26 protein-coding genes, 1 tRNA gene and 1 pseudogene are annotated in these 26,092 nt (G+C 64.5%); 18 read left to right on the forward strand and 10 right to left on the reverse strand.

All coding sequences use genetic code 11. From position 1 onward, the window contains the following. The first annotated feature begins 14 nt into the window (after nt 1–14). The 4 genes from AC1MHZ_RS09340 (at nt 15) to AC1MHZ_RS09355 (ending at nt 4,175) form a co-directional block, all read left to right on the forward strand. Nucleotides 15–995, forward strand: coding sequence for a Bug family tripartite tricarboxylate transporter substrate binding protein (locus tag AC1MHZ_RS09340; RefSeq protein WP_368829528.1), 981 nt, complete (start codon nt 15–17; stop codon nt 993–995). Nucleotides 996–1,174: 179 nt separating this feature from the next. Next, nucleotides 1,175–1,633, forward strand: a complete 459-nt coding sequence (locus tag AC1MHZ_RS09345) for a tripartite tricarboxylate transporter TctB family protein (RefSeq protein WP_084855918.1) — start codon at nt 1,175–1,177, stop codon at nt 1,631–1,633. Nucleotides 1,634–1,636: 3 nt separating this feature from the next. Next, the gene (locus tag AC1MHZ_RS09350) at nt 1,637–3,151 is read left to right on the forward strand and encodes a tripartite tricarboxylate transporter permease (RefSeq protein WP_368829529.1); all 1,515 of its coding nucleotides are present in this window, start codon (nt 1,637–1,639) and stop codon (nt 3,149–3,151) included. After that, nucleotides 3,144–4,175, forward strand: coding sequence for an AbrB family transcriptional regulator (locus AC1MHZ_RS09355; protein ID WP_084855914.1), 1,032 nt, complete (start codon nt 3,144–3,146; stop codon nt 4,173–4,175). Before AC1MHZ_RS09350 ends, AC1MHZ_RS09355 begins: the two co-directional genes overlap by 8 nt. Before the next feature lie 87 nt (nt 4,176–4,262). Here the strand turns inward: AC1MHZ_RS09355 and ung are convergent, their stop codons facing one another. Continuing rightward, complete coding sequence (ung, locus tag AC1MHZ_RS09360; protein WP_084855912.1) at nt 4,263–4,955, reverse strand: uracil-DNA glycosylase; 693 nt, start codon at nt 4,953–4,955, stop codon at nt 4,263–4,265. 126 nt (nt 4,956–5,081) lie between these two features. Here ung and AC1MHZ_RS09365 point away from each other — a divergent pair, with 126 nt between their 5' ends. Continuing rightward, a complete protein-coding gene (locus AC1MHZ_RS09365; RefSeq protein WP_368829532.1) occupies nt 5,082–6,188 on the forward strand; it encodes an enoyl-CoA hydratase/isomerase family protein in 1,107 nt (368 codons plus the stop codon). Nucleotides 6,189–6,248: 60 nt separating this feature from the next. Here AC1MHZ_RS09365 and AC1MHZ_RS09370 read toward each other — a convergent pair whose 3' ends face one another. Then, nucleotides 6,249–6,698, reverse strand: coding sequence for a hypothetical protein (locus tag AC1MHZ_RS09370; protein ID WP_084855909.1), 450 nt, complete (start codon nt 6,696–6,698; stop codon nt 6,249–6,251). A gap of 205 nt (nt 6,699–6,903) precedes the next feature. Here AC1MHZ_RS09370 and AC1MHZ_RS09375 point away from each other — a divergent pair, with 205 nt between their 5' ends. From AC1MHZ_RS09375 to AC1MHZ_RS09390, 4 genes are all read left to right on the forward strand, one after another. Continuing rightward, nucleotides 6,904–7,125 carry a cysteine-rich CWC family protein gene (locus tag AC1MHZ_RS09375; RefSeq protein WP_084855907.1) on the forward strand — a complete coding sequence of 74 codons (222 nt, stop codon included), beginning with the start codon at nt 6,904–6,906 and terminating at the stop codon, nt 7,123–7,125. Between the two features lie 29 nt (nt 7,126–7,154). Beyond that, entirely contained in the window at nt 7,155–7,847 is a 693-nt protein-coding gene (locus AC1MHZ_RS09380; RefSeq protein ID WP_084855905.1) for a pseudouridine synthase, read from the forward strand. Between the two features lie 348 nt (nt 7,848–8,195). Continuing rightward, nucleotides 8,196–9,080 carry an alpha/beta fold hydrolase gene (locus tag AC1MHZ_RS09385; protein WP_084855904.1) on the forward strand — a complete coding sequence of 295 codons (885 nt, stop codon included), beginning with the start codon at nt 8,196–8,198 and terminating at the stop codon, nt 9,078–9,080. A gap of 116 nt (nt 9,081–9,196) precedes the next feature. Next, a tRNA-Gly gene (locus tag AC1MHZ_RS09390) sits at nt 9,197–9,270 on the forward strand. Between the two features lie 165 nt (nt 9,271–9,435). Here AC1MHZ_RS09390 and cynS read toward each other — a convergent pair. Next, nucleotides 9,436–9,906, reverse strand: coding sequence for a cyanase (cynS, locus tag AC1MHZ_RS09395; protein ID WP_084855902.1), 471 nt, complete (start codon nt 9,904–9,906; stop codon nt 9,436–9,438). A 29-nt stretch (nt 9,907–9,935) separates the two neighbouring features. Beyond that, nucleotides 9,936–10,595 (reverse strand): carbonic anhydrase, encoded by a 660-nt coding sequence (locus AC1MHZ_RS09400; protein WP_224458109.1) that lies wholly within the window; start codon nt 10,593–10,595, stop codon nt 9,936–9,938. Between the two features lie 112 nt (nt 10,596–10,707). Between AC1MHZ_RS09400 and cynR the strand changes: the two genes are divergently transcribed. After that, nucleotides 10,708–11,598, forward strand: coding sequence for a transcriptional regulator CynR (gene cynR, locus AC1MHZ_RS09405; protein ID WP_482966290.1), 891 nt, complete (start codon nt 10,708–10,710; stop codon nt 11,596–11,598). 111 nt (nt 11,599–11,709) lie between these two features. Here the strand turns inward: cynR and AC1MHZ_RS09410 are convergent, their stop codons facing one another. The 4 genes from AC1MHZ_RS09410 to AC1MHZ_RS09425 are packed head-to-tail and all read right to left on the reverse strand — an operon-like array spanning nt 11,710 to nt 14,429. Further along, a complete protein-coding gene (locus AC1MHZ_RS09410) occupies nt 11,710–12,177 on the reverse strand; it encodes a nucleoside deaminase (RefSeq protein ID WP_084855896.1) in 468 nt (155 codons plus the stop codon). Between the two features lie 26 nt (nt 12,178–12,203). Further along, entirely contained in the window at nt 12,204–12,539 is a 336-nt protein-coding gene (uraH, locus tag AC1MHZ_RS09415) for a hydroxyisourate hydrolase (protein WP_465001767.1), read from the reverse strand. A gap of 45 nt (nt 12,540–12,584) precedes the next feature. Next, nucleotides 12,585–13,088 carry a hydroxyisourate hydrolase gene (uraH, locus tag AC1MHZ_RS09420; RefSeq protein WP_084855893.1) on the reverse strand — a complete coding sequence of 168 codons (504 nt, stop codon included), beginning with the start codon at nt 13,086–13,088 and terminating at the stop codon, nt 12,585–12,587. Between the two features lie 3 nt (nt 13,089–13,091). Then, entirely contained in the window at nt 13,092–14,429 is a 1,338-nt protein-coding gene (locus AC1MHZ_RS09425; protein WP_084855891.1) for an MFS transporter, read from the reverse strand. A 318-nt stretch (nt 14,430–14,747) separates the two neighbouring features. Here AC1MHZ_RS09425 and AC1MHZ_RS09430 point away from each other — a divergent pair, with 318 nt between their 5' ends. From AC1MHZ_RS09430 to AC1MHZ_RS09450, 5 genes and pseudogenes are all read left to right on the forward strand, one after another. Next, nucleotides 14,748–15,686: a LysR substrate-binding domain-containing protein gene (locus AC1MHZ_RS09430; RefSeq protein ID WP_084855889.1), complete on the forward strand. Its 939-nt coding sequence runs from the start codon at nt 14,748–14,750 to the stop codon at nt 15,684–15,686. 130 nt (nt 15,687–15,816) lie between these two features. Beyond that, nucleotides 15,817–16,344, forward strand: a complete 528-nt coding sequence (gene uraD / locus AC1MHZ_RS09435) for a 2-oxo-4-hydroxy-4-carboxy-5-ureidoimidazoline decarboxylase (RefSeq protein ID WP_084855887.1) — start codon at nt 15,817–15,819, stop codon at nt 16,342–16,344. A 342-nt stretch (nt 16,345–16,686) separates the two neighbouring features. Then, nucleotides 16,687–16,919 (forward strand): annotated as a pseudogene (locus AC1MHZ_RS09440) (type II toxin-antitoxin system RelE/ParE family toxin). Further along, nucleotides 16,916–17,203, forward strand: coding sequence for a NadS family protein (nadS, locus tag AC1MHZ_RS09445; RefSeq protein ID WP_084855885.1), 288 nt, complete (start codon nt 16,916–16,918; stop codon nt 17,201–17,203). The pseudogene AC1MHZ_RS09440 and the gene nadS overlap by 4 nt, the downstream one beginning before the upstream one ends. 95 nt (nt 17,204–17,298) lie before the next feature. After that, nucleotides 17,299–18,315 (forward strand): DUF4917 family protein, encoded by a 1,017-nt coding sequence (locus AC1MHZ_RS09450; protein ID WP_084855883.1) that lies wholly within the window; start codon nt 17,299–17,301, stop codon nt 18,313–18,315. 75 nt (nt 18,316–18,390) lie between these two features. Here the strand turns inward: AC1MHZ_RS09450 and AC1MHZ_RS09455 are convergent, their stop codons facing one another. Both AC1MHZ_RS09455 and AC1MHZ_RS09460 read right to left on the reverse strand, forming a co-directional pair. Further along, nucleotides 18,391–19,608 (reverse strand): class I SAM-dependent methyltransferase, encoded by a 1,218-nt coding sequence (locus tag AC1MHZ_RS09455; RefSeq protein WP_482966291.1) that lies wholly within the window; start codon nt 19,606–19,608, stop codon nt 18,391–18,393. Between the two features lie 98 nt (nt 19,609–19,706). After that, nucleotides 19,707–20,324, reverse strand: a complete 618-nt coding sequence (locus tag AC1MHZ_RS09460) for a TPM domain-containing protein (RefSeq protein WP_084855880.1) — start codon at nt 20,322–20,324, stop codon at nt 19,707–19,709. Between the two features lie 223 nt (nt 20,325–20,547). Between AC1MHZ_RS09460 and bglX the strand changes: the two genes are divergently transcribed. The 3 genes from bglX (at nt 20,548) to AC1MHZ_RS09475 (ending at nt 26,081) form a co-directional block, all read left to right on the forward strand. Further along, nucleotides 20,548–22,839, forward strand: a complete 2,292-nt coding sequence (gene bglX, locus AC1MHZ_RS09465) for a beta-glucosidase BglX (RefSeq protein WP_368829539.1) — start codon at nt 20,548–20,550, stop codon at nt 22,837–22,839. A gap of 156 nt (nt 22,840–22,995) precedes the next feature. Beyond that, nucleotides 22,996–24,753, forward strand: coding sequence for an ATP-binding protein (locus tag AC1MHZ_RS09470; RefSeq protein WP_084855877.1), 1,758 nt, complete (start codon nt 22,996–22,998; stop codon nt 24,751–24,753). After that, complete coding sequence (locus AC1MHZ_RS09475; protein ID WP_084855876.1) at nt 24,747–26,081, forward strand: sigma-54-dependent transcriptional regulator; 1,335 nt, start codon at nt 24,747–24,749, stop codon at nt 26,079–26,081. The genes AC1MHZ_RS09470 and AC1MHZ_RS09475 overlap by 7 nt, the downstream gene beginning before the upstream one ends. The last annotated feature ends 11 nt before the right edge of the window (nt 26,082–26,092 follow it).

Consider the following 26,092-nt stretch of genomic DNA (forward strand, 5'->3'; position numbering starts at 1 on the left):
CACGGAGAAAGACGATGACCTTTTCACTGCGCCGCCTCGTCCTCGCAACCGGCTGCCTGCTGCTGGCCGGCAACGCTTTGGCCGCCGAACCGAAACGCCCTGAATGCATCGCCCCGGCCTCGCCCGGCGGCGGTTTCGACCTGACCTGCAAACTGGTGCAAAGCGCCCTGGTCAACGAGAAGATCCTGTCCAAGCCCATGCGCGTGACCTACATGCCCGGCGGTGTCGGCGCGGTGGCCTACAACGCCGTGGTCGCCCAGCGCCCGGCCGACGCCGGCACGCTGGTGGCCTGGTCCAGCGGTTCGCTGCTGAACCTGGCCCAGGGCAAGTTCGGCCGCTTCGACGAGAACGCCGTCAAGTGGCTCGCCGCCGTCGGCACCAGCTACGGCGCCATCGCGGTCAAGAGCGATTCCCCCTTCAAGACCCTCGACGACCTGGTCGCCGCCCTGAAGAAAGACCCGGGCAAGGTGGTGATCGGCTCCGGCGGCACCGTCGGCAGCCAGGACTGGATGCAGACCGCACTGATCGCCAAGGCGGCCGGCATCAACCCACGTGACCTGCGCTACGTGGCCCTGGAAGGCGGCGGCGAAATCGCCACCGCGCTGCTGGGCGGGCATATCCAGGTCGGCTCCACCGATATCTCCGACTCCATGCCCCATATCCAGAGCGGTGACATGCGTATCCTCGCGGTGTTCGCCGAAAACCGCCTGGACGAGCCGGAAATGAAGGACATCCCCACCGCCAAGGAGCAGGGGTATGACATCGTCTGGCCGGTGGTACGCGGCTTCTACCTGGGGCCGAAGGTCAGCGACGAGGACTACGCCTGGTGGAAGGCCTCGTTCGACAAGCTGCTGGCCTCCGAGGACTTCGCCAAGCTGCGCGACCAGCGCGAGCTGTTCCCGTTCGCCATGACCGGCCAGGAGCTGGACACCTACGTGAAGAAACAGGTCGCCGACTACAAGGCGCTGGCCCGGGAATTCGGCCTGATCCAATGACCTGCCTTGCGCCGCTCCCCCTGTAGGAGCGGCCTTGTGCCGCGAAAGGGCTGCGTGGCAGCCCCGGCGATTGACACGGCATCGCTCGGGACCTGGGGCCGCTGTGCGGCCCTTTCGCGGCACAAGGCCGTTCCTACACAAGGGGCCGCGTCTTGCCGACAGACAACGAGGATTCCTTCATGATCCTGCAACGCGTTTTCGCCCTGGCCCTGCTGGCGGTGTGCGCCGCCCTGGCCGTAATGGCCTGGCCCTACCAGGCCGCGTTTTCCTATGAGCCGGTAGGCCCCCGTGCCTACCCCCTGCTGATGCTCGGGCTGATGGGCCTGGCCTTGCTCTACCTGGCCATTCGCCCTACGCCGATCGTGCGCAAGGATGACGAGCCGGAGCTCGACCGCGAGAGCCTGGTCAAGATCGTCGCCTGCATCGGCCTGCTACTTGTCTTCGCCAGCACCTTCGAGCCCCTGGGCTTCATCCTCAGCGCCATCCTGGTCGGCGTGCCCATGGCCCGGCTGTACGGCGGGCGCTGGCTGCACAGCGCAATCGTGGTCGCTGCCATGAGCCTGCTGCTGTACTGGCTGTTCGACCGCGTGATGGATGTGCCCCTGCCCCTCGGCCTGCTGGACGTACTGGAGAACTGACACATGGATACCTTGAGCTACCTGGGCCAGGGCTTCGGCGTCGCCCTGAGCCCGTACAACCTGGTCACGGCCCTGACCGGCACCCTGATCGGCACCGTGGTCGGCCTGCTGCCGGGCTTGGGCCCGATCAATGGCGTGGCCCTGCTGATCCCCATCGCCTTCGCCCTGGGCCTGCCCCCGGAATCGGCGCTGATCCTGCTGGCCGCGGTCTACCTGGGCTGCGAGTACGGCGGGCGCATCAGCTCGATCCTGCTCAACATCCCCGGCGAAGCATCCACCGTGATGACCACCCTCGACGGCTACCCCATGGCCCGCCAGGGCCTGGCCGGTGTTGCCCTGTCGCTGTCGGCGTGGAGTTCGTTCATCGGCGCCTTGATCGCCACCTGCGGCATGGTGCTGTTCGCGCCGCTGCTGGCGAAATGGGCAATCGCCTTCGGCCCCGCGGAATACTTCGTGTTAATGGTGTTCGCCATCGTCGCCCTGGGCGGCATGGCTGGCGACAAACCGCTGAAGACATTCATCGCCGCATTGATCGGCTTGTTCCTCTCCAGCGTCGGCATCGACGCCAACAGCGGCGTGTACCGCTTCACCGGCGACAGCGTGCACCTGGCCGACGGCATCCAGTTCGTGGTGCTGGTGCTGGGCCTGTTCTCCATCAGCGAAATCCTCCTGCTGCTGGAAAAGACCCACCACGGTCACCAGGCGGTCAAGGCCACCGGGCGTATGCTGTTCAACATCAAGGAAGCGGCCTCGGTGTTCCTTGTGAACCTGCGCTGCGGCCTGCTCGGTTTCGTCATGGGCGTGCTGCCCGGTGCCGGTGCCACCCTGGCCAGTGCCGTGGCGTACATGACCGAGAAGCGCATCGCCGGTGACAAGGGCAAGTTCGGCAAAGGCGATGCCCGCGGCCTGGCGGCTCCGGAAACGGCCATCGGCGCTTCCTGCTGTGGCGCCCTGGTGCCGATGCTGACCCTGGGCGTTCCGGGTTCGGGCACCACCGCCGTGATGATCGGCGCGCTGACCCTGTACAACATCACCCCCGGCCCACTGCTGTTCCAACAGCAACCGGATATCGTCTGGGGCCTGATCGCCTCGCTGTTCGTCGCCAACATCATGCTGGTGATCCTGAACATCCCGATGATCCGCATCTTCACCCGTATCCTCGCGGTGCCGAACTGGGCCCTGGTGCCGGTGATCGCCATCATCACCGGGATCGGCGTGTATGCCGTGCATGCCACCACCTTCGACCTGTTCCTGATGGTCGGCATCGGCATCATGGGCTACATCCTGCGCAAGCTGGACTTCCCACTGTCGCCGATCCTGCTGGGCTTCATCCTCGGAGGGCTGATGGAGCAGAACCTGCGCCGTGCCCTGTCGATCTCCAATGGTGAACTGGGCATCCTCTGGTCGAGCCCGATCAGTATGGGCGTCTGGGTGTTGACCCTGTGCATGCTGACCCTGCCGCTGCTGCGCATCTGGCGCAAACGCAGCCTGCAACGCCGGGCGATGGCCGATGCCTGACCGGTCGTTGCCGCTGTTCTGGGCGACCGGGCTGGTCGGCCTTGCGGGCGGGTTTCTCGCAAGCTTGGTCGGCTGGCCCCTGCCATGGATGGTCGGTTCCCTGTTGGCGATCATCCTGGTGCGCTGCCTGACGCCCTGGCAGCTCACGGAAATCCCCAACGGCCGCAAATGCGGCCAATGGATCATCGGTATCGGCATCGGCCTGCATTTCACCCCGGCGGTGATCGAGCAGGTCGCCGGCCATTTCGCCCTGATCCTGTTCGGCGCCTTGTTCACCACGTTCTCCAGTGTGATCAGCGTGTGGCTGCTGCGGCGCACCGGGGAAGACCGCGCCACGGCGTTCTTCGCCAGCATGCCGGGTGGTGCGGGGGAGATGGTCAACCTCGGTGCGCGCAATGGCGCAGTAATCAGCCAGGTAGCTGCCGCCCAGAGCCTGCGGGTACTGGCGGTGGTGCTGTGCATACCGGCGCTGTTCAAGTTCCTGCTCGGCGATGGCGTACCGCTGAGCCATTCGGGCAGTGTCAGCTGGGGCTGGCTGGCGTTGATCGCACCGCTTGGCGTACTGGTCGCCCTGGCCTGGCAGCGCCTGCGCCAGCCCAACCCCTGGCTGTTCGGGCCATTGCTGGTCGCGGCCAGTGTGAGCCTGGCCGGCAACCTGCAGATCGGCCTGCCCAATGGTGCCAGCCAGGTCGGCCAATGGCTGATAGGCAGCGGCCTGGCCTGCCATTTCAACCGGGCATTCTTCCGCCGGGCGCCGTCGTTTCTTGGGCGCACCTTGCTGGCGACCTTCCTGTGCATGCTGGTTGCCGCCAGTGCGGCCTGGGCCTTGAGCGTGATGACGCAACTGGACCTGCGTTCGCTGACATTGGGGATGATGCCCGGAGGCATCGCCGAGATGAGCCTGACGGCGGAGACTCTGCAACTGTCGGTACCATTGGTGACGGCGTTACAGATGATGCGGCTGTTGTTCGTGCTGTTTCTTGCCGAGCCCCTGTTCCAGCGGTGGAACTCTGGCCAACCATGATTTGGTGCAAACAGCTTCGCGGGTAAACCCGCTCCCACCTAGGCCAATGTGGGAGCGGGTTTACCCGCGAAAAGGCCAACGCAGTGTTTAAAGCGGCGGCAACGCCCAGTCGATCGGTGCCAGCCCACGCTGCTCGAGGAAGCTGTTGGTCCGGCTGAAATGCCCGCAACCGAAGAACCCGCGATACGCCGACAACGGCGAAGGGTGCACTGACTTGAGCACCAGGTGTTTGGTGCCATCGATCAGCTTCTGCTTGCTCTGGGCATGAGACCCCCACAACAGGAACACCACGTTCTCGCACTGCTCGCTGACCACCTGGATGATCCTGTCGGTGAACGGCTGCCAACCCGCATTGGCATGGGAGGCAGCGTTGCCACGCTGCACGGTCATGGTGGTGTTGAGCAGCAACACTCCCTGCTCGGCCCAGCTTTGCAGGTAGCCATGACTGGGGATCGGCAGGTTGAGGTCGCGGTGCAGTTCCTTGTAGATATTGACCAGCGATGGCGGCGTGGGCACGCCCGGCTGCACCGAGAAGCACAGGCCATGGGCCTGGCCTGGGCCGTGATACGGGTCCTGGCCGAGGATGACCACCTTCACCTTGTCCAGCGGCGTGGAATTCAGGGCATTGAAGATCATCGGCCCGGGCGGGTAGATCTCCTTGCCGGCCGCGTATTCCTGGCGCAGGAATTCGCGCAGCTGCTGCATGTAGGGTTGGTCGAACTCGGCGCGCAACGCGGCTTTCCAACCGGGCTCGAGCTTGATGCGATCGTCGTCAGTCATGAGGCCATCCGTAAACAATGGCGCGACACTAGGTAAGCTGCCCGGCCTTGTCAATCGATCCGACCGACGACCGGCATGATCACCCGTGGGGTCCATACTTGTGCGATGACGTACGCGAGGTTGCCCATGTCCATTCAATGCGAGGTACTCACCGGAGTCGATGGCGCGCGCATCGGCATCGCCACCCTGGATGTGCCCAAGGCGCTCAATGCCTTGAGCCTGCCGATGATCGAAGTGCTCGACCAACACCTGCACGCCTGGGCCGAAGACCCAGGCATCGTCTGCGTATTGCTGCGCGGCAACGGGCCCAAGGCTTTTTGCGCCGGCGGCGACGTACGCGCCCTGGTGCATGCTTGTCGCGAGCACCCCGGCAGCGTGCCCCCCCTGGCCGCCACCTTCTTCGCTGCCGAGTACCGGCTCGACCACCGCCTCCACACCTACCCCAAGCCCTTGCTGTGCTGGGGGCACGGCCATGTGCTGGGCGGAGGCATGGGCCTGCTGCAAGGCGCCGGGATACGCATCGTCACGCCCAGCAGCCGGCTGGCCATGCCGGAAATCAGCATTGGCCTGTATCCCGATGTCGGCGCCAGTTGGTTCCTCGCCCGCCTGCCGGGCAAGCTCGGCCTGTTCCTGGGTTTGACCGGCGCGCCGATCAATGCCCGCGACGCTCTGGACCTGGGCCTGGCCGATCGTCTGCTCGGCGAGCACCAGCAGGAGGCATTGATCGAGGAATTGCTGCAGCTGAACTGGCAGGAGCAGACCGCGCTGCAACTGAACAGCCTGCTCAAGGCCGAACAACACCGGGCATGCGCCGAACTGCCCGCAGCCCAGTGGCTGCCACGCCGGGAAGTGATCGACGGGTTGCTCGACGTGGCCGACCCGGTGGCAGCCTGGCGAGCCCTGTCAGGGTTGAGCAGGCATGCCGACCCGCTACTGGCCGAAGCTGGGCAACGTTTGCACGAAGGCTGCCCGCTGACGGCACACCTGGTCTGGGAACAGATCCGCCGCGCTCGCCACCTGTCGCTGGCCCAGGTATTCCAGATGGAATACACCATGAGCCTGAACTGCTGTCGGCACCCGGAATTCAGCGAAGGCGTGCGCGCCCGCCTGTTGGATAAAGACAACCAGCCGCGCTGGCACTGGCCGGATATCGATCAGGTACCTGCAGCGGTGGTGGAGGCGCATTTCGCCAAGGTATGGGAAGGGCGGCACCCGTTGGCGGACCTTGGCTGAAATCGCGCCGGGAGGCCGCTTTGCGGCCTGATCGCGGGACAAGCCCGCTCCTACAGGCGATCAACGCCGCCAGTGACGGTTACCCCCACGATCCCCATCGGACCGGCGATTTTCGCCCCTGCCATTGGAATGCCAACGCTCGTTCTGGTGGCGGCGGTTGTCGTTGCGATAGTCGTGTCGGTCCCTGTCACGCCCATAGTCGTAGCGCTGGCGGTTGCCGTAGTCGTTCCGCGGGTTGCCATGCCACTGGTTCACACGGTGGGCGGGGTATGGCTTGTAGTACGGCGAAGGTGCCGAGCGATAGTAGCGAGGGGCAGATTGGTAGTACCGGGGCTGGTAATAGCGCGGCTGCGGCGCGACATAGTAACGGTCGTGACGGTAGTAGCTGGGGTAGTAGTAGCGATCGCTCGTGTAGTAGTTCGAGCGGTAGTACCTGCCATCCTCGTAATAGGGAACGCAGGCGGAGGTAAGCAGGCCCAACAAGGCGATCAGCAGAATTCGACGGTACATGGCGGCCTCCTGGACCGCAGGCTGCCCGACACAGCGGCGCTGGCGAGCGTCGATGCAAATGCGTTCATCGACACCCGATCAGACCATCAAGCGAAGGTGCAGTGCCCTTTTCGCAATGAATTGAAACAGGTTGTCGACGACCGGAAGCCGCCGAGGTTTTTCCCCGGTAGAATCGGCTTCATTCCTGTACATCGCGGCTCGAACCATGAACGATCCCCAGCGCTGCCCCGCGTGCGGCGCCCTCAACCAGTGCTCCCTGGCAGACCCTCGCAGCGCCACGCAGCCGTGCTGGTGCTTCGGCGTGACCATCGACCCGGCGGTGCTCCAGGCCCTGCCCGAGGCACTGCGCGACAAGGCCTGCCTGTGCCCCCGCTGCGCGGCGGTGGATGACCGGCTCAAGGCAGCGCAGCCGACGGCAGCCCGCTAGAATCCATCACTTTTCTCAACGCCCACCCCATGCGCCTCGACCGCTTCCTCGCCAACCTGCCCTGCTATAACCGCCAGCAGGTGCGCCTGCTGCTGGCCCAGCGGCGCGTGTGCGTCGACGGCGTGGTGGCCACCGACTCCGACCATGAGGTTCGCGAATTCAGCCGCGTCGAGGTGGACGGCCAGGTGCTTCAGGCTGGGCGCCCGGCGCGCTACCTGATGCTGCACAAGCCCACCGGCTGTGTCAGCGCCACCCAGGACCCGCAACACCCTACCGTGCTCGACCTGCTGCCGGCCGAGCTGCGCGACGACCTGCACATCGCCGGCCGCCTGGACTACAACACCACCGGCCTGATGATCCTGACCAACGATGGCCAATGGTCCAGGCGCCTGACCCAGCCGAAGACGAAACTGCCGAAGGTCTACCAGGTTCACACCGAGGACGAGATCGGCGAACACTATGCGGCCACGTTCCGCGAAGGGTTGTACTTCGCGTACGAAGACCTCACCACCCAGCCCGCGCATCTGGAAATCCTGGGGCCACGCCACGCCCGGCTGGCGATCGTCGAAGGGCGTTATCATCAGGTCAAGCGCATGTTCGGGCATTTCGACAACAAGGTGGTGGGGTTGCACCGTGAGCGGATGGGCGGCATCGACCTGGATCCGGCCCTGGCGCCAGGGGAGTACCGCGACCTTACGGCCGAAGAGATCGCGACGGTGTGATTGCGCGATTGGGCCTGCCCTGCTGCCCCTGACCACCCAGCGGTTTTCCCTCGCGCATCGTCCAAACGGCACTTGCACGATCCCTACCCTGCTGCTTGAATCAAACTGGTCGGTCTGCATGTGACCAAACAGTCATGGATGCAGTCCAAGACGCCTTTTTGCCGGCCACCCAGGGCCTCGATGCCCTGGGGCACGGCAAATTGCCCACCTAGAACAAATACCGTCGAGATGCGTGCCAAGGATCGACACAAGGGCTTGCGGTTTCTCTTCCAGGCGAATGCCTACCTGTCATAAACAACGTGCACCCTAGGTCACGCGAATACCCTTTTTGCGCCAGGAGTCGATGACATGAGGCCAGAAATCGCTGTGCTTGATATTCAAGGTCAGTACCGGGTTTACACGGAGTTCTATCGCGCGGAAGCAGCCGAGAAGACGATCATCCTGATCAACGGCTCCCTTGCCACCACGGCCTCTTTCGCCCAGACGGTGCGCAACCTGCACCCACAGTTCAACGTCGTGCTGTACGACCAGCCCTACGCGGGCAAGTCCAAGCCGCACAACCACCAGGAACGCCTGATCAGCAAGGAGACCGAGGCGCACATCCTCCTCGAGCTGATCGAACACTTCGAGGCCGACCACGTGATGTCGTTCTCCTGGGGCGGGGCCTGCACCCTGCTGGCGCTGGCGCACCAGCCGCGGCGGGTGAAGAAGGCGGTGGTGAGTTCGTTCTCGCCGATCATCAACGCGCCGATGCGCGACTACCTGGAGCGCGGTTGCCAGTACCTGGCCGCCTGCGACCGCTACCAGGTCGGCAACCTGATCAACGACACCATCGGCAAGCACCTGCCGTCGCTGTTCAAACGCTTCAACTACCGCCACGTGAGCAGCCTGGACAGCCACGAGTACGCGCAGATGCACTTCCACATCAACCAGGTGCTGGAGCACGACCTGGAGCGGGCACTGAAGGCCGCGCGCAACATCGACATCCCGGTGCTGTTCATCAACGGCGACCGTGACGAGTACACCACCGTCGAAGATGCCCGGCACTTCAGCCGGCACGTCGGCCAAAGCCACTTCAGCGTGATCCGCGACGCCGGCCACTTCCTCGACATGGAGCACAAGGCCGCCTGCGAGGACACCCGCGCCGCGATGCTCGGCTTCCTCAAGCCGACCGTGCGCCAGCCCCGTCAACGCAGTCATTACGTACAGGGGCAGCATGCACTGGCTATCTGAGTGGTTCGGCGACCTGTAGCCCTGTAGAACCTTGGGCTACAAGTCGCCGACAGGTCTTTTTACACACTCGGGCTTTCCAGGCCCTGGGGGATCTGGTAAAAATGTCGGCCTCTGAAGCGGGTATAGTTTATTGGTAAAACTATAGCTTCCCAAGCTATTGAGGAGGGTTCGATTCCCTCTACCCGCTCCATCTTTCTTCCTGGTTTTACTCTTCCGCTCGTTGTTCCTGCCTGCTTTGGATCGGATCGCCCCAGAGCGGTACCTGCATCCGTACCCTGGCAAGAAACCGAATCGCATACACCAAACGGCCCGGCCGACGCATTACGTCGACCGGGCCGTTTCGCTTATCGCCGGGTCAGAACGGCTTGGTCGGCAGGTACTTGCCGTCCAAGGTGATCACGGCGCGGGAGCCGCCTTCTGGATCCTCGACCTTCTTGACGTCCAGCTTGAAGTTGATGGCGCTGATGATGCCGTCGCCGAACTTCTCGTGCACCAGCGCCTTGAGGGTGGAGCCGTAGACCTGCAGCATTTCGTAGAAACGGTAGATGGTCGGGTCGGTGGGGACGCGGTGCTCGATGCTGCCGCGCAGCGGGATGGTCTGCAGCAGGGCCACGCCATCGGCGTCCAGGCCCAGCTTGTCGCCGACCAGGCGGGCAGCGTCGGCCGGCAAGGCGTGCTGGCCGAGCAGCGCCGCGGTGACGAAGGCCTCGGAGAGGCCGGTGCCTTCGGTGATCTGCGCGAACGACAGGTCCTTGCGGGCCTTGGCCAGGAGGATGACGTCGGTCAGGGCCAGGCGTGCGTTCTGGCTGACTTGGGACTGGATCATGGTGCTATCTCCGTGGTGGATTGAAGGGTTCACCCTGCTCGCTGGAGCAGGTGCGAAACGGCGCGGACGTCGGGGTTGTCCGCAAGGGAAAGGAAGGTGCCGGTACGACCATCGAAGGCATCGATGCGCCCGCTTTCGATGTCGTAGACCCAACCGTGCAGGGTCACGCGTCCCTCTTCGAGGGCCAGGCGTACCGACGGATGCGTCTGGATATTGGCCAATTGGGCGATCACGTTCTCGCGCACCATGGCTTCGACCTTGGCGTGCGGCCCGGCATGCTGGCGGGCCTCGTTGACCACCCGGGCCGATTCGGCGTAGCGCAACCAGCCGGCCACGGCAGGCATGTGGTCCAGGCACGTACAGGTGGCGATGGCGGTCATGGCGCCGCAATCGGAATGCCCACAGATCACGATGTCGGACACCCGCAGGGCCGCGACCGCATACTCCACCGAAGCCGAGACGCCGCCAGGCTCAGGGCCATAGGACGGCACGATGTTGCCGGCGTTACGGATGACGAACAGGTCGCCTGGCTCGCGTTGCGTGACCAGCTCCGGTACCAGCCGGCTGTCGGAGCAGGAGATGAACAGCGCGCGCGGGCTTTGTCGGGTGGCCAGGTTCCTGAACAGGCCAGCGCGCTTGGGAAAGGCGTCCCGTTGGAATTTCAGGAAGCCGTCGATGATGTCCTTCATTGCTCTAACCTCTGTCTCGCGATGCGATGGAGCAAAGGTTACGCAGCGGTTCCAATAAGGTAAAAGTCTCATTTATGATGAACCGCATCAGATAAACTTATGCGACTTCATCATGCTCGCTCGACATATCCACTATTTCCTGGCCGTGGCGCAACACCACAGCTTCACCCGCGCGGCGGCGGCGCTGCATGTCTCGCAACCGGCCCTGTCGCAGCAGGTCAGGCAACTGGAAGAGAGTCTCGGCGCGCAGCTGTTCGACCGCTCGGGGCGCACCACACGCCTGACCGACGCGGGCGAGGTGTACCTGCGCTACGCCCGCAAGGCCGCGCAGGAACTCGAAGAAGGCAAGCGCGCCATCCATGATGTCGCCGACCTGAGCCGGGGGGCGCTGCGGGTGGCCGTGACACCGACCTTCACCACCTACCTGATCGGCCCGCTGGTGCAGGCCTTCCATCGCCGCTACCCCAACATCACCCTGACCTTGCGTGAAATCGCCCAGGAACGCATGGAAGCACTGTTGCTGGCCGATGAGCTGGATGTGGGGATCGCATTCGATCAGGTACATGCCCAGGACATCGAGGCGCAGCTGCTGCTGGTCGAGAGCCTGGCATTGGTGGTCGGCGACGCACACCCCTTGGCCGGGCAGCGTCGTGTCTCGCGGGAGGCGCTGGGCGCAGAATCCCTGGTGCTGCTGAGCGGCGAATTCGCCACCCGCGAGCAGATCGACCGCTACCTGCGCCAGCAGGGTGTACGTCCACGGGTGGCGATGGAGGCCAATGCCATTGGGGCGGTGATCGAGGTGGTACGCCGCACGACGCTGTCGACCCTGCTGCCGGCCAACCTCGCCAGCGCCCATACCGACCTCACCGCCCTGGACCTGGAGCCGCTGCGCCTGCAACGCACAGCCGTGCTCCTGCAGCGCAAGGGCGCCTACCAGACAGCCGCCGCGCGTGCCTTCATCGAGGTAGCGATGCAGGTAGCAATGGCGTTGCAGAAGGCTTGAGCACCGGCGACAGAAAAAAGGGCATGCCCGCACTCGACGAAGCATGCCCAAGCACGGTGCCCGGTATCGTGCTGTGGGGCCGGGGCACCGCTGACTCAAGGAGGGGGTAGATCAGGCGCCCTGGGTCTCCTGCCAGGCTTCGTAGAGGTCCTTGCCAGCGTCGCGTGCCGGCTGGTAGATCAGCTTCATCTCGCGCTCTTCCAGGGGCCGCGCAATTTCCACGTAGCCGCGCTCGGCCGACAGGTCGTAGGGCTCGCCGTCTTCGTTGGAATAGGCGTAGTAGACCTTGCTCACGCCCGCCAGGTACATGGCGGTCAGGCACATCGAGCAGGGATAGCCACTGGCGTACACCACCGAACCGCTCAGGTCAGTACTGCCCAGGGCCTTGGCCGCAGCGCGCACCGCCTGCATCTCGGCATGGGCGCTGGGGTCGCAGGTGGTGTCCACTTCGTTCACCGAACGGGCCAGCACCTTGCCGTCCTTGACCAGCACGGCGCCGAATGGCCAGTTGCGGCGCTCGCGCACGTTCTCCATGGCCAGGCGAATCGAGTCGATCAGGTAGGTCTCAGCGTTGGACATATAGCGTCTCCTTTCATGGGGTTGGGTTAACTGCCGCGGTAGGTGGAAAAACTCCACGGCGAGCAGATCAGCGGCACGTGGTAGTGCTGCGCAGGATCGAATACGGTGAAGCGCACCGGCACCACGTCGGTGAGCGCAGCCTGACCCTTGAAATGCGCGCCGATGGCGAAGCGCAGTTCGAAGTCCCCTGCCCGCGCGGCCGCGGCGGCCAGCATCGGTGCGTCCGTGCGGCCGTCGGCGTTGCTGACGGTACGGTTGAGCAGTTTCGGCGGGATGACGCCGAGGTCGTAGAGCTCGATGGGAACCCCGGCAATGGGCTTGCCGGAGGTGAGGTCGAGAATGTGGGTGCTGATGCCTGCCATGTACGTGCTCCGAATCAGGTGGATGAAGCCGGGCCAAGCGCAGGCCTAGCTGCCGCGGTAGTAGCCGTAGTTCCACGGCCCGAACTGCACCGGCAGGTGCAGACGCTCGGCCGTGTCGTTGATGGCGAAGCGAATCGGCACCTTGGACAGGAACGTCGGCGACGGCAGCCGGGCGCCCTTCATCCGGAAGTAATCGTCGATATGCAGGAGCAACTGGTAGTTGCCGGCCTGGTAGCTATCGTCGATCAGCAGCGGCGCCTCGGTGCGACCGTTCTGGTTGATCACCAGCGTCTGCAGCAGCACCGGGCGGTCCTGCTCCATCCGCGAGAATTCCACCTGCAGGCCGGTCGCGGCCGAACCGCTGTAGGTGTCGAGAATATGAATCGTCAGGCGTGGGCTGACTCCGTGCAGGGAGATCGGCCCGGCCGCCTGGGCGGGTTGCGGGTTGGCCGTGCCCGCCAGCCCCTGGCGGGCGACCAGCAGGCCGCCGGCCAGGGCCAGGGTACCCATGACGAACTGACGACGGTTGGGGGCGATAGGGTCATTCATGGCTCAACCCTCCTTGCGACGCGCTTGGGCGATGCCCACGATCACCAGCACCGCAGCCAGCAGCTCGATGGCCGCCACCAGGTACAGGCCTGGGGCCAGGCTGCCGGTTGCGTTCTTGACCAAGCCCAGTACATAAGGCGCGCCGAAGCCTGCCAGGTTCGATACCGAGTTGATCAGGGCCACGCCGATGGCCGCAGCGCTGCCGGCCAGGTACAGGTTGGGCAGTTGCCAGAACACCGGGATCGCACTCATGGTGCCCGCCAGGGCGATCACCATGGCGGCCATCACCAGCGCCGGCATCACACTGCTGACACCGAGCATCGCCGCCATCAGGGCCATGGCCACGGCACCGACGGCAGCCGGTATAGCGAAGTGCCAGCACACTTCCTTGTGGCGGTCCGAACGTGCGCCGTTGAGGATCATCCCGGCGGCACCGAAGACGTAGGCGAAGGCCGCGATCCAGCCGATCACCATGGTCGAGCCGAAGCCTGCGTCGCGAATGATGGTGGGGATCCAGAACGTCAGCGCCGAGTTCGCGCACAACAGGCAGAAGAAGATGCCGATCAGCAGCCAGACCTTCGGGTTGCGGAACAGCTGGCGCCAGTCATGGCCACGTTCGCCGAGCGCACGGCGGTCGTTCTCCAGGACATTGCCCAGCAACTGTTTTTCCGCGACCGTGAGCCATTTGGCCTGGTCGGGGCGGTCGGTCATGTAGAAGAACGCCACGATACCGGCCAGCACCGAAGGGATGCCTTCGATCACGAACAACCATTGCCAGCCATGGTGCCCGGCTGCGCCATCCATGGAGGTCATGATGCTGCCGGCCAGCGGCCCGCCGAGCACGCCGGCGATGGCCGAGGCCGACATGAAGGTGCCGAAGGCCTTGGCGCGGCGAGAGCTGGGGTACCAATAGGTGAGGTAGAGAATGATCCCGGGGTAGAAGCCGGCTTCGAATGCGCCCAGAAGGAAGCGCAGGATGTAGAACTCGGTGGGCGTGGTAACGAACGCCTGGAGGATGCAGATGATCCCCCAGCCGATGGTGATGCGCATGATGGTCTTCTTCGCGCCGATCTTCTGCAGCAAGGCGTTGGAAGGTACTTCGAAGAAGAAATAGCCGAGGAAGAAGATGCCGGCGCCCAGGCCATAGACCGCCTCGCTGAACTGCAGCGTGTCGAGCATCTGCAACTTGGCGAAACCGATATTGACCCGGTCCAGCCAGGCCAGCACCCAGAGGATGCAGAGGAACGGAAGCAGCCTCCAGGAGACCTTGCGGAACACGGCGTCTTCGGCGCAAGACTGCGTGGCGGGATGGATTGACGCGTGCTGTTCGGTGACAGACATGGTGGACTCCTGCAAGGGAATCGACCTTCCGCTGTCGTAGACGCACTGACCATGAATCGGGCCTGCAGCATCAACGACGTCGGGGGCCGTATTTTTGTTGTGGACCTCCACCATAGGTCAGCATCCGGCGCACCAACATCGCCATAGCGTTATAGACCCCATAGCAAACTCGTAGTCATGCAGGTTTGAAGCCGTCTGCAGGGCCGCTTGGAGTGACCAGGACGTGGGCCGCACGCGCCCGACGTTGCCGCTGCCGCAGGCCAGCCAGTAAAGTGCGGGCGATAACCGACAACAACAGCTGCGGACTTCGAGAACGCCATGCGTAGCGATGAGCCCCTGGATACCTACCTTTTGCGTGTCCTGTGCACCCTGGTCGAGGAACGAAGCGTTTCCCGCACCGCCATCCGGATGAACCAGTCGCAACCGGCCCTGAGCACCGCGCTCAAGCGGTTGCGCAAGCTGTTCGGCGACCCCTTGCTGATCCGCGAAAAGAACGAGATGGTGCCGACCGAGCGCGCCTTGCACCTGGTCCAGGATGCCCAGGTCGCCCTGCAGGCGCTGGAAAAGATGCTCAGCGCCGACGAGGCGTTCGACCCGGTGCGTTCGGAACGCACCTTCACCATCGCCATGCCTGACTACCTGGCGCCGCCGTTTCTCGCCGACCTGGTCCGGCGCTTTCGCCAGACCGCGCCGAAATCCAGGCTGGTGACACTGCCGCTGGGCAGTGAATACGACTACGAAAAGGCCCTGGCCGAAGGCCAGGTGGACCTGGTCATCGGCAACTGGCCGACGCCGCCCGAACACTTGCACATGGCCGTGCTGCTCGAGGACGAGGTGATCTGCCTGATGGCCAAGGACAACCCGCTGGCCAAGGCCGGCAAGCTCACCGCCCAGAGCTACATCAACGCCTCGCACCTGGTGCCGCTGCCCTACTCCAGTTCCCAGCGCGGCGTGGTGGAAAGCACCCTGGCCACCCTGCGCCTGAGCCGGGGCAAACAGGTGTCTTGCCCCTATTTCAGCCTGGCGCCCTACCTGGTGGGCGAGTCGGACCTGATCCTGACCACCGCCCGGCATTTTGCCGCCTACTATGCGCGGCGCCTGCCGCTGGTCATCAAGCCCTCACCGTTCGATTTCCCGCTGATGCGCTTCTACGCCCTCTGGCACCCCAACAAGCACCGCTCCAATGCGCACATGTGGCTGCGTGGCTTGCTGGCCGAAAGCGCCGGTGTACTCAAGGCCATCGGTGCCAGCCTATAGCGTTGCAGGCCAGGACAAGCGGGGAAAATGCGTCGATTGTTATACGCCCAATAGGGCCTGGCACCTGTCGGAGTCGAAAACGGCGTTCCTATACTCGGGCCTCGTTTTGGCTTCCCAGGATTCAACGACCATGTCCCAGCCCCAACCGCATGCCACCAGCCTCGCCGCGATCAACGCGATGGACAAGGCACAGTTCATCCAGGCCCTCGGCGATATCTTCGAGCACTCGCCCGATGTGGCCGAGGATGCCTGGAACGCCCGGCCGTTCGCCTCGGTGGCCTCGCTGCACGACGCCATGATGGCGAGCATTCGCGCCCGCGACATCGAGGCGCGAAAGGCCTTCTTCGATCGCCACCCGGAACTCTCCGCCGAGGCCGTGCGCGGTGGCGGGCTGACCAACGCCTCGGTCGACGAGCAGACCAGCGCCGGCCTGGATGCCTTGTCCCAGGACGAGGAAGCGCACCTGCAACGGATGAACCGCCAGTACCGCGAGCGCCACGGCTTCCCCTTCATCATCTGCGTACGCCACTACACCAAGGCCGGAATCTTCTTCGAACTGGAAAACCGCGTGGCCCGCGAGACACCGTTCGAACTGGACTATGCGCTGAACCAGATCAAGGCCATCACCCGCGGGCGGCTGAACCAGCGCGTGGCGTGATTGCAGCCGCATCTACAGGGGCGGAGGGTCATTTGCAGGACGATGACCTGCCCCTTAGGATGCGTTGCCATACAGAGCACATGCAGCAAGCACAACGCCTATGGGAGCGGGGTTCCCCGCATCCGTGAGGAAATGACCTACGTACTTGCAGGAGCGCTTCTTATTCAGGGGGATGACGCAAGACAGATAGTCTTCTGCTCTCCATTCCTGTAGCGCTGACATGCCAGGCACTACGCCAATGACGTATGCCATGCTATGCTTTTCATCGAAACGCCAGTGTTCACCAAACGCGTAAAAAGCCTGCTCGATGACGAGGCCTAACCTGCGTTGCAATTGAAACTAATGGGCACGCCCGAAGCAGGTGACCTCATCGAGCGTACAGGCGGATTACGCAAGATTCGTGTCGCAGCAAAGGCCATGGAACACGTGGCGGAGCCAGGGTTATCTATTACCACTTCGTATCCGCCTCGCAACTGGCCATGCTCTACATCTACCCCAAGAACGAAGAGCAGGAGTTGTCCAGCGCCAAACGCAGCGCATTGAGAACGATCATCGAAAACTGGAAGCGGTCATGAGTAGATTCTTCGACGAGCTGATGGAAAGCGTCCAACAGATGGACGAGATTGTACAAGGTACCCGCAAACCTTCTCGCATCTTCGAAATCGATGCCCTGCAAGTGAGAAACATACGCAAGGCCACTGGCCTTTCACAGGCACGTTTCGCAGAGATGATCGATGTTCAGGTTGCGACACTGCGTAACTGGGAGCAAGGACGCCGGGAACCTACCGGCGCAGCCAAGGCGCTACTGAGGGCGATACACAACGATCCCGAACATGTGCTCAAAGCCTTGTCCCATTGAGCTACCGGGCCGGACGGATGCACGGAGGCTGTCCCGCACAACATGCCCGGCATGCTAAAGTCCCCGCGTTTCCCGCCCAGCCCAATGGACTCATCATGCCCGCTCTCGATGCCCACTTGCCCGCCTGGCAGGTGCTCAACGACCGCCACCCCTGTTCTGCCCTGCTGCTGGGCAACGGCGCCAGCCGCGCCTTGTGGAAGCCGTTCGGCTACTTCTCGTTGTTCGAGGAGGCGCAACGGGTCCGTCACAAGGCGCTCGGCGTAAGCGACCAGGCGCTGTTCAAGGCCCTGGGTACCGAGCTGTTCGAGCCGGTACTGAGCACCCTCAACACCACCGTGCGTGCCAATGCCGCATTGGCGATCAATTCCACCGCACCGCTGAACCGCTACTACTCGATCAAGGAAGCCCTGATCCACGCCATACGCGCGGTACACGTGCCTTGGGCGCGGGTGCCGGGCGATACGCTGGCGACGATCAACCAGGCCCTGCGCGACTATCGCAACGTCTACACCAGCAACTATGACCTGGTGCTGCCCTGGGCCCTGCAGCAAGCGCCCGAAGGCTTCGCCGCGCTGTTCGACGAACAGGGCTTCTTCGATGTGCGCCGCACCTCAGGCGAAGGTACCCGGGTCGTCCACCTGCACGGTGGCCTGCACCTGCTCAAGCTGCCCGACGGCACCACGCGCCAGCGCAGCGCCGAATGCACGGAGCTGCTCGATGGCTTTGCCGTGAACATTCCCGGCGAGGTGCCGCTGTTCGTCAACGAGGGCCGCAGCGACGAAAAACTGCGAGCCATCCGCGCGTCTGACTATCTGTCATGGGGGTTGGGCCAACTGGCCAGGGAACGCGAGGGCCTGTGCCTGTTCGGCCAACACCTGGACGCCAGCGACCAGCACCTGCTCGATGCCATCCGCCAGGCGCGGCCACGGCATTTATCGATCGCCATCCGGCCGTTGAGCGAAGCGTCGGTCATCAACCAGAAGCAGCATTTCGTTCAGCGGTTTGCCGACATGCCGGAAACGGCGCTGCATTTCTTCGATGCCAGCAGCCATCCCCTGGGTAGTTCTGAACTGGCGATCGAGGTGCCGGTGGAGCGTGCTCGCCAGCGCTGAGTGCGCATGGGGCCGCTACGCGCCCCTATCGCGGGACAAGCCCGCTCCCACAGGGCTGCAGAGCAGGCCCAGCCGTCACGCCGCAATCAACCCATCCTGGCGTAACAATGTCTCCAGGCAATGCTCCTGCACGCCGTAGAACGCCTTGAGCTGCCCGATCTTCTCCAGCAGCGCGCGGTTGTCCACCGGCTGCCGGCGCTTGACCGCCAGGATCATCTTGTTCTTGTTGGTGTGCTCCAACGAAATGAACTCGAACACCTTGGTTTCGTACCCGCAAGCTTCCAGATAGAGCGCGCGCAGGCTGTCGGTGAGCATCTCGGCCTGCTGGCCGAGGTGCAGGCCATACTGCAGCATCGGCTGCAGCAGCCCCGGGCTGTGCAACTGCGGGCGGATCTGCTTGTGGCAGCACGGCGAGCACATGATGATCGCGGCGTTGCAGCGGATGCCGGTATGGATGGCGTAGTCGGTGGCGATGTCGCAAGCGTGCAGGGCAATCATCACTTCGATGGCCTCCGGCACCACACTGCGCACATCGCCGCACTGGAAGTCGAGGCCCGGGTGCTCCAGGCGCGCGGCGGCGGCATTGCACAGATCGACCATGTCCTGGCGCAGTTCGACGCCGGTCACCTGGGCGTCACGGGCCAAGGTGTTGCGCAGGTAGTCGTGCATGGCGAAGGTCAGGTAGCCCTTGCCAGAACCGAAGTCCGCCACCCGCAGCAGCTGGTCCGCAGCCAGCGACGCGCTGGCCAGGGCATGGTCGAAGACCTCGATGAACTTGTTGATCTGCTTCCATTTGCGCGACATCGACGGAATCAGCGCGCCTTGGGCATCGGTCACCCCCAGGTCGCGCAGGAAGGGTCGCGACAGCTCCAGGTAGCGCTTCTTCTCCCGGTCGTGGGCCGCGCCTGCCTGTTCACGGGCCGGCTGGGCGACATGGCGCTGGAGCATTGGCTTGCCTTTCTTGCTGAAGCCCAGCTGCACCTCGCCCTCGGCGCTGAACAGGTGGGCATTGCGAAAGCTTTCCGGCAGCAGATCGGCTACCAGTGCCTGGGCCTGATCCAACGGCAGGTTGCGAGTGATGTCGCGGGTCTGGTGACGGTAGACCAGCGACAGGCACGGCTGGCCCTTGACCACCACGGGCTTGGCGATGATGCGCTGCAAGGTCTGGTCGGCGCCGACATGGCGCGCCAGCACCAGCTTGGCCAAGCTGCCCCTGTGCAGGGCATCGGCCAGAAGGCCAAGGAACTGGGCACGCGCATCCGGCGCGGTGGTGGCGGAAGGTGTGGCGGACATGGGAATCGGGTGCCTCGAAATGCGGGAAGCGCAACGCGCAATGGCGGGCATTCTACGTCGATGCCTGGCCTGCGCGAAGGGTTTCTCGATAGACGCGGCTAGTCGAGAATCACCAGGCGATTGGGCAGTTCGTTGCGCGCGAAGGTCGGCGGCACATGTTCACTGAACAATTCGCCGCACGCCTCGATGCACTCGACGAAGCCTTGCAGGGTCTGCCCCTGGCGCACCTGCTCGGTGAAGCGCGCGACGAGCGCCTCGCGGGCCTGCTCCGGTAGATGGCGGGCGATGCCTTCGTCCACCAGGATCTCCACGTGGCGCTCCGCTTCGCTGACGAAGATCAGCACCCCCGTCGCGCCGGCGGTGCGTTGCAGGTTCAGCTCCAGAAACTGCTGCCGGGCCAGGCCCGACGCACGGCGCTGGCGCAACAGGCGCGGCACCAGGCAGCTGGCCAAGCGTGGGTTACGCAGCAAAAGACAGAGGATGACGAAGGTAACCATCTGCGCCACCAGCAAGGTGCGGATATCCGGCCAGCCCAAGGCCAGGCGTGCGAGGCCAGGTATCGCCAGGGCCAACAATGCGGCCCACAACAAAGGCAGGTAGGCGTAGTCGTCGGCGCGACGCGCCAGCACGGTCACCAGCTCCGCATCGGTGCGCTGCTCGGCGCGGGCGATGGCCTCGGCGATCTGGCGCTGTTCATATTCGTTGAAAACAGTCATGCCCTGGGTCTCTCGGTCGTTCTTATAGTTGTTGTCCCGGTAGCCGGTCGGCGGGAGTGTATCTCATGACACGCCCCAGATGAGGCATAATCCGCCGCTGCATTGGACCCTGCAGGGCGGATCGGCCAAGAAACGCCCGGCGAACCCTACAAGAACAGCCGCCAAAGAACTCGGCCACGCGCGTATCACCGTGGATACGGCACAGGCCTCGACAACGGAATTCATGATGAAACTGTGTTTGCTGGGCCTGGCCATGGGCCTTGCCAGTCAGGCGGCCCTGGCCGCTCCCTCCGCACCACCCCTGCAGGACAAGCAGGCATTCATCGAACACCTGATCGGCCAGATGACCGAAGCCGAGAAGATCGGCCAGCTTCGCCTTATCAGCATCGGGCCGGAAATGCCCCGCGAGAAGATCCGCGAGGAGATCGCCGCCGGGCGCATCGGCGGCACCTTCAACTCGCGCACGGCACCGGAGAACCGGCCGATGCAGGACGCTGCCATGCGCAGCCGCCTGAAGATCCCGATGTTCTTCGCCTACGACACCATCCACGGCGAGCGCACGATCTTCCCGATCGGCCTGGGCCTGGCGGCGACCTGGGACATGGACGCCATCGCCAAGGTTGGCCGTACCTCGGCGATCGAGGCCGCGGCCGACTCCCTGGACATGACCTTCGGGCCGATGGTCGACATCGCCCGCGACCCGCGCTGGGGCCGTACCAGCGAAGGCTTCGGCGAGGATACCTACCTCACCTCGAAGATCGGCCAGGTGATGGTCAAGGCGTTCCAGGGCTCGAGCCCAGCCAACCCCGACAGCATCATGGCCATCGTCAAGCACTTCGCCCTGTACGGTGCGGTGGAAGGCGGGCGCGACTACAACACGGTCGATATGAGCCTGCCGAAGATGTACAACGACTACCTGCCGCCCTACCGCGCCAGCCTCGAGGCGGGCGCAGGCGGGGTGATGGTGGCGCTGAACTCCATCAATGGCGTGCCGGCCACCTCCAACACCTGGCTGATGAACGACCTGCTGCGCAAGGAGTGGGGGTTCAAGGGCGTGACCATCAGCGACCACGGCGCCATCCAGGAGCTGATCCGCCATGGCGTGGCCCAGGATGGCCGCGAGGCCGCGAAGCTGGCGATCAAGGCCGGCATCGACATGAGCATGAACGACACGCTCTATGGCGAAGAGCTGCCGGGCCTGCTGAAGTCCGGCGAAGTGACCCAGGCCGAGCTGGACCAGGCGGTGCGCGAAGTGCTCGGTGCCAAGTACGACATGGGTCTGTTCAAGGACCCGTACGTGCGCATCGGCAAGCCCGAGAGCGACGTTGCCGACTACTACGCCGAAAACCGCCTGCACCGCGAGGCAGCCCGCGACGTGGCGCGCCGCAGCCTGGTGCTGCTGGAGAACCGTGACCAGACCCTGCCGCTGAAGAAGGCCGGCACCATCGCCCTGGTCGGCCCGCTGGCCGATGCTCCGATCGACATGATGGGCAGCTGGGCTGCCGACGGCAAACCGGAGCACTCGGTGACCGTGCGCGAAGGCCTGCGCCGCGCCCTGGCGGGCAAGGCCAAGCTGGTCTATGCCAAGGGTTCGAACGTGACCGGCGACAAGGCCATGTTCGACTACCTGAACTTCCTCAACTTCGCCGCGCCCGAGATCGTCGACGACCCACGCCCCGCCGCCGTACTGATCGACGAGGCGGTGAAGGCCGCCAGGCAGTCCGACGTGGTGGTGGCCGTGGTCGGGGAATCGCGTGGTATGTCCCACGAGTCTTCCAGCCGCACCACCCTGGAAATTCCCAAGGTACAGCGCGACCTGATCAAGGCGCTGAAGGCCACCGGCAAACCCCTGGTGCTGGTGCTGATGAATGGTCGCCCGCTGTCCCTGGCCTGGGAACGCGAGCAGGCGGACGCCCTGCTCGAGACCTGGTTCAGCGGCACCGAAGGCGGCAATGCCATCGCCGATGTGCTGTTCGGCGACTACAACCCGTCCGGCAAGCTGGCCATCACCTTCCCGCGCTCGGTCGGGCAGATCCCGATGTACTACAACCATCTGCGCATCGGTCGGCCCTATACGCCGGGCAAGCCGGGCAACTACACCTCGCAATACTTCGAGGAGCCCAACGGTCCGCTCTACCCGTTCGGCTATGGCCTGAGCTACAGCAGCTTCGAACTTTCGGGTCTGACCCTGGGCAGCCAGCAGCTCAAGCGTGGCGGTACGCTCGAGGCCAAGGTAACGGTGAAGAACACCGGTAAACGCGACGGCGAGACGGTAGTGCAGCTGTACCTGCAGGATGTCAGCGCGTCCATGAGTCGCCCGGTCAAGGAGCTGAAGAACTTCCAGAAACTGATGCTCAAGGCCGGTGAGTCGCGGACCTTGACCTTCCGCATCAGCGAGGATGACCTGAAGTTCTACAATGGCCAGTTGCAACGCGTCGCAGAGCCTGGGCAGTTCAACGTCCAGGTCGGCCTGGACTCCGAGGCGGTGCAGCAGCAGAGCTTCGAGTTGCTGTAGGCGATTACCCAGCCCCCTTGGGCTGGGCGATCATACAGAGCACAAAACCCGTAAACCCACAGGCCTCGCACAATCAGCCAGGCCTGCGTTGTCCCGCGATGAGGCCAGCACCGACAATCATCGATCGAATACCCGCACAGGCCAAGGACCCGCCTCATGCTTTTTTCCCTCCGAACCCTGCGCCTGGCCATGATCGTCCTGGTGATCCTCGTCGGCACCGCGCTCAGCGCCGGTTGGGCGATGCACCAGGCCAAGCGCCAGGCCATGGCGACCGACGCCCGCCGGGCCAGCCAGCAGCTGACCCTGTACGCCAATGCCCTGCACACCCTGATCGAACGCTACCGCGCCCTGCCGGCCGTCCTGGCGCTGGACCCGGAGCTGATCGCCGCCCTGCGCGGCCCGGTCAGCGCGCACGTGCAGGAGGCCCTCAACCGCAAGCTCGAGCGCATCAACGGCGCCGCCAACTCCTCGACCCTCGAGCTGCTCGACCGTACTGGCCTCGCCATCGCCGCCAGCAACTGGCGCCTGCCGACCACCTACGTGGGCTCCAACTACGGCTTTCGCCCCTACTTCAAGCAGACCCGCACCCACGGCAGCGGCCGCTTCTATGCGGTCGGCGTCACCAGCGGCGTGCCGGGATACTTCCTGGCCAGCGCGGTCAACGACGAGCATGGGCGTTTCCTCGGGGCGATGGTGGTCAAGCTGGAATTCCCCGAGCTCGAGCGCGAATGGCGCCAGGGCAGTGACATCCTGCTGGTCAGCGACGCCCGCGGCATCACCTTCATTGCCAACCAGGACGGCTGGCGCTACCGCGAACTGCAACCGATTTCCAGCGCCGACCGCGCCGAACTGGCCGAAACCCGGCAGTATGACAAGCAGCCTCTGGTGCCCCTGCAACACCAGGTGCTGAGCCATTTCGACGACAACAGCCGGCTGAGCCGTGTACAGGGCCCGGAAGGCACCGCCGACTATTTGTGGGAAAGCCTGCCGCTGGACGCCGAAGGCTGGACCCTGCACCTGCTGCGCAAACCCCAGGTCAGTGCTGACGGGCGCAACGCCGCCCTGGCCGCCGCGGCCATCTGGCTGACCTTGGTGTTCGCCGCACTCTTCGTCAGCCAGCGCTTGCGCCTGGACCGCTTGCGCAAGCGCAGCCGCGACGACCTCAAGCGCCTGGTGGAGGAACGCACCCGTGAGCTGCGTACCGCCCAGGAGGGCCTGGTGCAATCGACCAAACTGGCAGCGCTGGGGCAGATGTCGGCGGCCCTGGCCCATGAAATCAACCAACCCCTGACCACCCAGCGCATGCAACTGGAAACCCTGCGCCTGCTGCTCGACCATGGCCGTATCGACGAGGCCCGTCGCGCCCTGGAGCCCCTCGAGCAGATGCTCAAGCGCATGGCAGCGCTGACCGGGCACCTGAAGACTTTCGCCCGCAACAGCCCGGGCGGCCTGCGCGAGCGCCTGGACCTGGCGACCGTGGTCGATCAGGCCCTGCACCTGCTCGAAGCGCGCATCCGCGACGAGGGCGTCGAGGTCGCGCAGTACCTGGCGCGCCCGGCCTGGGTCCGCGGCGACGCGATCCGCCTCGAGCAGGTGCTGATCAACCTGCTGCGCAATGCCCTCGACGCCATGGCCGATAAACGCTACAAACGCCTGGAGATCCGCATAGAAGCCGACAACGGCCATTGGCGGCTGAGCGTGCTCGACTCCGGCGGCGGCATCCCCAAGGCGGACCTGATCAAGGTCTTCGACCCCTTCTTCACCACCAAGCCGGTGGGTGAAGGACTTGGTCTGGGCCTGGCGATCTCCTATGGCATCGTCCAGGAGGCCGGCGGCCAGTTGCAGGCCGAGAACCTACCGGGCGGTGCCCGCCTGAGCTTCACCCTGCCCCGCGACCAGGAGCCTGTATGTTGAATTCGGTGATCGTCGTCGATGACGAAGCCAGTATCCGTACCGCAGTGGAACAGTGGCTGAGCCTGAGCGGCTTCAGCGTCCAGCTGTTCGCCCGTGCCGAGGAGTGCCTGGCGCACTTGCCGGCGCATTTCCCTGGGGTGGTCGTCAGCGATGTACGCATGCCAGGCATCGATGGCCTGCAGCTGCTCGAGCGGCTGCAGGCACAGGACCCGGACCTGCCGGTGATCCTGCTCACCGGCCACGGCGATGTGCCCATGGCGGTCGAAGCCATGCGCAGCGGTGCCTACGACTTCCTGGAAAAACCCTTCACCCCGCAGACCCTGCTGGGCAGCCTGCGCCGCGCGCTGGAAAAGCGCCAACTGGTACTGGAGAACCGACGCCTGCATCAACAGGCCGACCTCAAGTCGCGCCTGGAAGGCACCTTGCTGGGCATGTCCCAGGGCCTGCAGCACTTGCGCCGCCAAGTCCTGGACCTGGCCAACCTGCCGGTGAACGTGCTGATCCGCGGTGAAACCGGCAGCGGCAAGGAACGCGTCGCCCGTTGCCTGCACGACTTCGGCCCGCGTGCCGACAAACCGTTCGTGGCCCTCAATTGCGCAGCGATCCCCGAGTCGCTGTTCGAGGCCGAGCTGTTCGGCCACGAAAGCGGCGCCTTCACCGGCGCCCAGGGCAAGCGTATCGGCAAGCTGGAATACGCCAATGGCGGCACGGTATTTCTGGACGAAATCGAAAGCATGCCCCTGGCCCAGCAGGCCAAGTTGCTGCGCGTGATCCAGGAGCAGAAGCTGGAGCGCCTCGGCGCCAACCAGAGCATCAGCGTTGATCTGCGGATCATCGCCGCGACCAAGCCGGACCTCTTGGAAGAGGCTCGGGCCGGGCGGTTCCGCGAAGACCTGGCCTACCGCCTGAACGTCGCCGAGCTGCGCCTGGCCCCCTTGCGCGAGCGGCGCGAAGACATCCCCTTGCTGTTCGAGCATTTCGCCCGAGCTGCGGCCGAACGCCTGGGCCGCACCGCGCCGCCCCTTGCGGGCGTGCAACTGGCGCGGCTGCTGGCCCATGACTGGCCGGGCAATGTCCGCGAGCTGGCCAATGCCGCCGAGCGCCATGCCCTGGGGCTGGACGCGCCCAACGTCGAAGCAGCGTCGGACGGACAATCCCTGGCCGGGCAGATGGAGGCGTTCGAAGCCCAGTGCCTGCGCGCAGCACTGCGCCAGCACAAGGGTGAAATCAAAGCGGTGATGGAAACCCTGCAACTGCCAAGGCGTACCTTGAACGAGAAGATGCAGCGGCACGGGTTGGTGCGGGAGGATTTTCTCGAGCGCGAATAGGCGGATTCTTG

This window comes from Pseudomonas sp. FA-1 (genome assembly GCF_056856075.1).